Below are 7054 nucleotides of genomic sequence, written 5' to 3'. Positions count from 1 at the left end.
GCAGCAGCGCCGCCTCCAGTTCCCACACACCCCAGCGCGCCCCTGACTCCAGGTACGTGCTGACGCCGATCAGCGGCCTGCCCGCCATCCGACCTCCAGACATTGGATCGTCCTCATACCTTTGCCGGGGAACGCCCCCGCGGCAAGGCGCTCACGCCAGGAACCCGCGCAGCAGCGCCGCCGTGCCCGCGCAGTGCTCCCGCGCGATCTCCCGCGCCCCGTCCGCGTCCCCGTCGAGCACGGACTCCACGAGGGCGGTGTGCTGGCGCTGGGAGTGTTCCAGGTTGCGCACCAGCAGCGGGATGCAGTCCAGCAGGTCGTTCAGGGTGGACCGGACGGCCGCGTACTGCGCGGCGAGGGCCGGGGAGCCGCACAGTTCGGCGAGGGTGAGGTGCAGCATCGTGTCCAGCCGCCGGTATTCCGCCAGCGGCGCGTCCCGCGTGCCGGCCAGCGCCTCGCGCAGCCGCGCCGCCCGCGCGTCCGTCAGTCCGTGCGCCGCGCACAGCCCGGCCGCGCCCACCTCCAGCACCTCGCGGAAGCGCAGCACGTCCTCGATGTCGATCCCGGCGACCCGGCGCCGCAGCTCGTCCTCGCCCCCCGCGTCCGCCCGCGGCAGCACGAACGTTCCGCCGTACCGGCCGCGCCGGGCCTCCACCAGCCCCTGGTCCTGGAGCACCCTCAGCACCTCGCGCAGCGTCACCCGGCTGATCCCCATCCGCTCCGCCAGCTCCCGCTCGGCCGGCAGCCGCTCGCCCCCCGGCACCAGACCCAGCCTGACGATCTGGAGGATCTGCTCCAGCGCCTCCTCGAAGCCGTTCCCCGCCCGCACCGCCCGCAGCACCGGTGCGAGCCGGTCCGGCACGCTCCCGCCGGTTTCCTCCGGCATGCGGCCGCGCCCCCTTCCCAGGCAATGGTTCCCGGCAATACCTTATGGCTCCCGGCCAGAAGGAGGCTCCCCCCGTGGCAGACCGCACACCCCCGCTCGGGGTCGAGGAACTGCACGCCCTCGTCGCCGCCGGTGACATCGACACCGTCGTCCTGGCCTTCCCCGACATGCAGGGCCGCCTCCAGGGCAAGCGGTTCGCCGCCCGCTTCTTCCTCGACGAGGTCCTCCGGCACGGCACCGAGGGCTGCAACTACCTCCTCGCCGTCGACGTCGACATGAACACCGTCGACGGGTACGCGATGTCCTCCTGGGACCGCGGCTACGGCGACTTCGCCATGCACGCCGACATGGCCACCCTGCGCCGCCTGCCGTGGAACGAGGGCACCGCGATGGTCGTCGCCGACCTCGCCTGGGAGGACGGCTCCCCGGTGCTCGCCGCGCCCCGCCAGATCCTGCGCCGCCAACTGGAGCGCCTCGCCGGCCACGGCTGGACCGCGCGGGCCGGCACCGAGCTGGAGTTCATCGTCTTCCGGGACACCTACGAACAGGCCTGGGACTCGAACTACCGCGGCCTGACCCCGGCCAACCAGTACAACATCGACTACTCCGTGCTCGGCACCGGCCGCATCGAGCCCCTGCTGCGGCGCATCCGCAACGAGATGGCCGGCGCCGGCCTCACCGTCGAGTCCGCCAAGGGCGAGTGCAACCCCGGCCAGCACGAGATCGTCTTCCGCTACGACGAGGCCCTGGTCACCTGCGACCAGCACGCGGTCTACAAGACCGGCGCCAAGGAGATCGCGGCCCAAGAGGGCATGTCCCTCACCTTCATGGCCAAGTACAACGAGCGTGAGGGCAACTCCTGCCACATCCACCTCTCCCTCACCGACGCCGACGGCAACAGCGCCATGGCCGGCGAGGGGGCGGACGGCATGTCCGAGGTCATGCGGCACTTCCTCGCCGGGCAGCTGGTGGCGCTGCGCGAGTTCTCCCTCCTCTACGCCCCCCACATCAACTCCTACAAGCGGTTCCAGCCGGGCTCCTTCGCCCCGACCGCCGTCGCCTGGGGCCACGACAACCGCACCTGCGCCCTGCGCGTCGTCGGCCACGGCCGCTCGCTCCGCTTCGAGAACCGGCTCCCCGGCGGCGACGTCAACCCGTACCTCGCGGTGGCCGGCATGGTCGCGGCCGGACTGCACGGCGTCGAACAGCGGCTGGAACTGCCCGAACCCTGCGCCGGCAACGCCTACACCGCCGACTACGAACACGTCCCCGCCACCCTGCGCGAGGCCGCCGAGCTCTGGGAGAACAGCACCCTCGCCAAGGCCGCCTTCGGGGACGAGGTCGTCGCCCACTACCGCAACACGGCGCGCGTCGAACTGGACGCCTACGACGCCGCCGTCACGGACTGGGAGCTGCGCCGCTCCTTCGAACGCATGTGAGGCCCCGTTGTCCGACCTGCCCGACCCGCTACGGGTACTGAACCCCGCCACCGAAGAGGTCCTCGCCACCGTCCCCGCCGCCTCCGCGGCCGACGTCGACGCCGCCGTCGTACGGGCCACGCGGGCGCAGACGGCCTGGGCCGCCCTCACCCCCGGCGACCGCGCCCGGCTCCTGCGCCGCTTCGCCACCGCGGTCGACGAGCACCTGGAGGAACTGGCCCGGCTGGAGGTCCGGGAAGCCGGGCACACCATCGGCAACGCCCGCTGGGAGGCCGGCAACGTCCGCGACCTGCTCGACTACGCCGCCGGGGGAGTGGAGCGGCTCACCGGACGGCAGATCCCGGTCACCGGCGGCCTGGACGTGACGATCCTCGAACCGCTCGGCGTCGTCGGCGTCATCGCGCCCTGGAACTTCCCGATGCCGATCGCCGCCTGGGGCACCGCGCCGGCGCTGGCGGCCGGCAACGCGGTCCTCCTCAAGCCCGCCGAGACGACCCCGCTGACCGCGCTGCGCCTGGCCGAACTCGCCCTGACGGCCGGGCTCCCCGAGGGCCTGTTCCAGGTGCTGCCCGGTCGTGGGCCGGTCGCGGGCGACGCGCTCGTCGAACATCCGGGCGTGGCGAAGGTCGTCTTCACCGGGTCGACGGCCGTGGGCCGGCAGGTGGCGGCCAAGGGCGCGGCGCTCCTCAAGCCCGTCACCCTCGAACTGGGCGGCAAGAGCCCCAACATCGTCTTCGCCGACGCGGACATCGAGGCAGCCGCGGCCGCCACGCCCATGTCCTTCCTCGACAACTCCGGCCAGGACTGCTGCGCCCGCACCCGCATCCTCGTCCAGCGCACGGTGTACGACCGCTTCCTCGCCCTCCTCGCCCCCGCGATCGAGTCCGTCCTCGTCGGCGACCCGGCCGACGAGCGCACCGACATGGGCCCGCTGATCTCCCGCGCCCAGCTGAACCGCGTCCGCTCCTACGTCCCCACCGAAGCGGACGGCATCCGCGGCAGGACCCCCGAGGGCGGCCCCGGCTTCTGGTTCCCGCCCACCGTCCTCACCGGTGTCGGCGCGCACGCGCCCGTGGCCGTCGAGGAGGTCTTCGGGCCCGTCGCCGTCGTCCTGCCCTTCGAGGACGAGGCCGACGCCGTCCGCCTGGCCAACGCCACCGACTACGGACTGTCCGGGTCGGTGTGGACCCGGGACGTCGGCCGCGCCCTGCGCGTGTCGAGCGCGGTCCGCGCGGGGAACCTGTCCGTCAACTCCCACTCCAGCGTCCGCTACTGGACGCCGTTCGGCGGGTTCAAGCAGTCCGGCCTCGGCCGCGAACTCGGCCCGGACGCGCTGACCGCCTTCACCGAGACCAAGAACGTCTTCATCAGCAACGTCTCGTCGAACACGGAGGCCTAGCCACTCATGACCGAGGACATCATCTGCCGCCGTCTGGTCGGCCGTACCGCCGTCGTCACCGGGGCGGGCAGCGGCATCGGCCTCGCCGCCTCCCGCCGGCTCGCCTCCGAGGGCGCGCACGTGGTCTGCGGCGACGTGGACGAGACCCGGGGCAAGGCGGCGGCCGAGGAGATCGGCGGCACCTTCGTGAAGGTCGACGTCACCGACCCCGAACAGGTCGAGGCGCTGTTCAGGACGGCGTACGACACCTACGGCAGCGTCGACGTCGCCTTCAACAACGCCGGTATCTCGCCGCCCGACGACGACTCCATCCTGGAGACGGGGCTGGAGGCGTGGAAGCGCGTCCAGGAGGTCAACCTCACCTCCGTCTACCTGTGCTGCAAGGCCGCCATCCCCTACATGCGGCGCCAGGGCAGGGGGTCCGTCATCAACACCGCGTCCTTCGTGGCCCGGATGGGCGCGGCCACCTCGCAGATCTCGTACACGGCGTCCAAGGGCGGCGTCCTCGCCATGTCCCGGGAACTGGGCGTGCAGTTCGCGCGGGAGGGCATCCGGGTCAACGCCCTCTGCCCCGGCCCGGTCAACACCCCGCTCCTCCAGGAACTGTTCGCCAAGGACCCGGAGCGGGCCGCGCGCCGGCTCGTCCACATCCCGCTCGGGCGGTTCGCCGAGGCCGAGGAGATCGCCGCGGCCGTCGCGTTCCTGGCCAGCGACGACTCCTCCTTCGTGAACGCCACCGACTTCCTGGTGGACGGCGGGATTTCCGGGGCGTACGTCACACCGCTGTAGATCGCCCCGGGCGGCGTCCTACAGTGCCTGAATGAGCATGACGCCGCCGCCCGGCTGGTATCGCGATCCGTCGGCCCCGCACCAGGAACGCTGGTGGGACGGCACGGCCTGGACCGAGCACCGTCGCGCACCCGAGACCACCGGGTTCGGCGCACCCCTGCCCTCGCAACCCCAGCCGATGCAACACCAGCAGCCGGCGCTCCAGCGGCAGCCCGTGCCCGGGCGTGGAAAGGCCGTCGCCCTCACCGCCGCGGCGGCCGTGCTGGTCGCGGCGATCGTCACCGGCGTGTTCGTCCTCGGAGAGGACGACGGCGGCCCCGCGGCGCAGCCCCCGCCGACCGCCGCGACGTCCACCGCCCCGGAACCGGTCACCGCGACGCCGACCCCCTCGCCGACGCCCTCCGAACCCTCCGCCGACGACCCGGCCGTGGTCGAGGACCAGCTCAACGGCATCACCTTCCCGCTCCCGACCGGCTGGGTGCTGCCCGAGTACGTCACCGAGGACGACGTCATGATGACCACGGACGGCACCTACGACTGCCCCGGCGACGGCGGCGTGTGCCGGCACGGTCTCGTCATCTCCCGCACCGTCACCGCGAACGCCGAGTCCTCCCCGAAAGCCCTCGCCCAGCAGGACATCGAGGACGCGGCCGACGACGCCTACGACCGTGACCTGATCGGCAACAAGCCCTTCGGCGGCATCGAGTCCCACGAGGAGGTGGCCTCCGGGCAGGTCGCGGTCGCCGGACGCGCCGGGTACTACGTGCGCTGGCGGGTGAAGACCGCCAAGGGCCCCGGCGGCTACGTGCAGTCGCTGGTCTTCCCCTCCACCGTCGGCACCGAGTCACCGGTCCTCGTCCGCTACGTCTTCGACGCCGGCGAGGACGGACCGCCGCTCGACGACATGGACCGGATCACCAAGGGCATCCGGCCCGCCGGCGACGCGGACACGGGCGGCGGCGTGGGCAGCGGCATCGGCCCGTCGAGCCGACCGTAGGCACGGGGCTTCGGGGCCACAGAGCACGGGGCTACAGGAAAGTGTGTCCCTCGCCCCGGTACGTCGGCACCGTCGCCGTCACCGCGTCCCCCTCCACCAGGTGCAGCGCGTCGAACCGCTCGCACAGCTCCCCGGCCTTGGCGTGCCGGAACCACACCTTGTCGCCGATGAGCAGGTCGTCGGCGGGCGGGCCGAGCAGCGGCGTCTGCACCTCACCGGCGCCCTCCTGGGGGTCGTAGCGCAGGCCCTCGGGCAGGTACGGCACCGGCAGCCGGTCGGCGCCGGGCGCACCGGAGGCCGGGTAGCCGCCGCCGAGGACGGCCACGGCCCCGACCCCCGGCCGCCGTACGACGGGCTGGGCGAACAGCGCCGCCGGACGGCCCCGGAACGACGTGTAGTTGTCGAACAGCCGCGGCACGTACAGCCCGGACCCGGCGGCGATCTCCGTCACCGCCTCCTCCGCGGCGGTGTGCTGCACGCTGCCCGTGCCGCCGCCGTTGACGAACTCCAGGTCGGGCACCACGGCCCGCACCGCGCGCACGACCGCGGCACGCCGCTCGGCGAGTTCCCGGCGGGCGGCGGCCTGCATCAGCCGCACCGCCCGGGACCGCAGCGGCCGGCCGGCCACCGCGTCCCCGACACCGGCGACATGCCCCTCGTACGCCATGAGCCCCACGACCTCGAACCCCGGCCGGCGGACCACCGCGCGGGCCAGGTCGGCGACCTCGGCGGGGGAGTGCAGCGGGGAGCGCCGGGCCCCGATCCGGACCCGCCCCCCGAACAGCCTCAGCGAGGTGTCCAACTCCAGGCAGACCCGCACGACTTCCCGGCCGCCTTCGCGAGCGGCGTCGATGAGGTCGAGCTGCGCCGGGTCGTCGATCATCACGGTCACGGCGGAGGCGAGCTTGGGGTCGGCGGTCAGCTCGGCGTACCGGGCGCGGTCCGCCGACGGATAGCCGAGGAGCACGTCCTCGAAACCGGAGCGCGCCAGCCACAGGGACTCGGCCAGCGTGAACGACATGACGCCCGCGAAACCGTCTCTCGCCAGGGCGCGTTCGAGCAGCGCACGGCAGCGTACGGACTTGCCGGCGACCCGGATCGGCTTGCCGCCCGCCCGTCGGACCAGGTCGTCCGCGTTGGCGTCGAAGGCCTCCAGATCCACGATCGCCACGGGGGCGTCCAGATGGGCGGTGGCCCGGTCGTAACGGGCCCGGTCGGCGGCGCGCGCAGTCATGGACGCAGCCTGCCAGACGGGCTTACCGCAGGGTAGGGGGACGTTCCGGGCCAATGCCACGGGCGCGTGGACTGGTTCCCCGCCGAACGGGGTCACGCCGTAGAGTGACGCGCACGCACGGCCCGACGACCCGGGCGGCGGGCCCGAGGTCCGCGCCGGGATGGCGGTCGATCCGTGCGGGTATGCGTGCCCGGGACGGATCGGTCCGTGCCGGGCCGGGGCGGGAGACCACATCACCGGCCCTCGTCGAGCAAGGGCCCGGGCCCGAGGAAGAGGAAACGGGGGGCGCATGAGCACGGAAGCACGCCGC

At 73.3% G+C, this 7054-nt stretch carries 6 protein-coding genes and 1 pseudogene; 4 read left to right on the top strand and 3 right to left on the bottom strand.

Translation table 11 applies throughout. From position 1 onward, the window contains the following. Together EBH09_RS38630 and EBH09_RS06605 are read right to left on the bottom strand one after the other, a co-directional pair. A pseudogene (locus EBH09_RS38630) lies at positions 1-88 on the bottom strand (gamma-glutamyl-gamma-aminobutyrate hydrolase family protein); the annotation flags it as partial. Positions 89-151: 63 nt separating this feature from the next. Next, complete coding sequence (locus EBH09_RS06605) at positions 152-886, bottom strand: FCD domain-containing protein (RefSeq protein WP_193776139.1); 735 nt, start codon at positions 884-886, stop codon at positions 152-154. 74 nt (positions 887-960) lie between these two features. Here EBH09_RS06605 and EBH09_RS06600 point away from each other — a divergent pair, with 74 nt between their 5' ends. The 4 genes from EBH09_RS06600 to EBH09_RS06585 are packed head-to-tail and all read left to right on the top strand — an operon-like array spanning position 961 to position 5510. After that, positions 961-2325 (top strand): glutamine synthetase family protein, encoded by a 1365-nt coding sequence (locus EBH09_RS06600; protein WP_121746001.1) that lies wholly within the window; start codon positions 961-963, stop codon positions 2323-2325. A 7-nt stretch (positions 2326-2332) separates the two neighbouring features. Then, on the top strand, positions 2333-3724 hold the full coding sequence (locus EBH09_RS06595; protein ID WP_121746000.1) for an aldehyde dehydrogenase family protein: 1392 nt from the start codon (positions 2333-2335) through the stop codon (positions 3722-3724). A 6-nt stretch (positions 3725-3730) separates the two neighbouring features. Then, positions 3731-4513: a 3-oxoacyl-ACP reductase gene (locus EBH09_RS06590; RefSeq protein ID WP_121745999.1), complete on the top strand. Its 783-nt coding sequence runs from the start codon at positions 3731-3733 to the stop codon at positions 4511-4513. Between the two features lie 37 nt (positions 4514-4550). Beyond that, complete coding sequence (locus EBH09_RS06585; protein WP_121745998.1) at positions 4551-5510, top strand: DUF2510 domain-containing protein; 960 nt, start codon at positions 4551-4553, stop codon at positions 5508-5510. A 31-nt stretch (positions 5511-5541) separates the two neighbouring features. Here EBH09_RS06585 and EBH09_RS06580 read toward each other — a convergent pair whose 3' ends face one another. Then, positions 5542-6744 carry an amino acid deaminase/aldolase gene (locus tag EBH09_RS06580; protein WP_121745997.1) on the bottom strand — a complete coding sequence of 401 codons (1203 nt, stop codon included), beginning with the start codon at positions 6742-6744 and terminating at the stop codon, positions 5542-5544. Between the last annotated feature and the right edge of the window lie 310 nt (positions 6745-7054).

The organism is Streptomyces sp. E2N166, from assembly GCF_003671715.1.
Classification (GTDB): Bacteria; Actinomycetota; Actinomycetes; order Streptomycetales; family Streptomycetaceae; genus Streptomyces; species Streptomyces thinghirensis.
This window is presented reverse-complemented; position numbering and strand designations above follow the sequence as displayed.